This is a genomic window from Streptomyces sp. NPDC055013 (genome assembly GCF_053608645.1).
In genome coordinates, this window is record NZ_JBSGVW010000091.1 from 1 (window position 1) to 1,104 (window position 1,104).

Sequence of the window (1,104 nt, forward strand, 5' to 3'; positions counted from 1 at the left end):
GTTGAGCTGGGTGATCAGGGGGGTGATGGTGCGGCCTTCGTGTTCGGCCGCTTCCCAGTCGCGGGGCCGGAGCTGGTACTTCTCCGAGTCGAGGTACTCCTCGCTGCCTTCGCGCAGGTGGGTGTTCTCGCAGAGCTCGTAGCCGCTGTAGATGCCCCAGGTGGGGGAGAGGGTCGCGGCCAGGACGGCGCGGAGTTCGAAGGCGGGGCGTCCGCCCTCCTGGAGGAAGGCGTGCAGGATGTCGGGGGTGTTGGCGAAGAAGTTGGGCCGCATGTAGGCGGCCGCCTCGCCGGACAGTTCGGTGAGGTAGTCGGTGAGTTCCTGCTTGCCGTTGCGCCAGGTGAAGTACGTGTAGGACTGCTGGAAGCCGATCTGGGCCAGGGTGTGCATCATCGCGGGGCGGGTGAAGGCCTCGGCGAGGAAGATGACGTCCGGGTCGGTGCGGCCGATGTCGGCGATGACCTGCTGCCAGAACACGACCGGTTTGGTGTGCGGGTTGTCGACGCGGAAGATGCGCACGCCGTGGGCCATCCAGTGGCGCAGGATGCGCAGGGTCTCCTCGACCAGGCCGTCCATGTCGGCGTCGAAGGCGATGGGGTAGATGTCCTGGTACTTCTTCGGCGGGTTCTCGGCGTGGGCGATGGTGCCGTCGGGGCGGTGGTGGAACCACTCGGGGTGCTTGTCGACCCAGGGGTGGTCGGGGGAGCACTGCAGGGCGAAGTCGAGGGCGACTTCCAGGCCGAGTTCGCCGGCCCGGGCGACGAACCAGTCGAAGTCCTCCAGGGTGCCCAGGTCGGGGTGGACGGCGTCGTGGCCGCCCTCGGGGGAGCCGATCGCCCAGGGCACGCCGACGTCGTCGGCGGTGGCGGACAGGGTGTTGTTGGGGCCCTTGCGGAAGGTGGTGCCGACCGGGTGGACGGGCGGCAGGTAGACCACGTCGAAGCCCATCGCGGCGATCGCGGGCAGCCGGCGCGCGGCGGTGCGGAAGGTGCCGTGGGGCTGCTCGGGGGTGCCCTCGGAACGGGGGAAGAACTCGTACCAGGAACCGAACAGGGCCCGCTCCCGCTCCACCAGCAACGGCAGCGGGTCCGAGGCGGTGACCAG

Annotated in this window: 1 pseudogene; it reads right to left on the reverse strand. The window is 69.5% G+C overall.

What is annotated here, in order from left to right:
• Positions 1 to 1,104, reverse strand: a pseudogene (locus ACWGDB_RS41940) (alpha-1,4-glucan--maltose-1-phosphate maltosyltransferase); the annotation flags it as partial.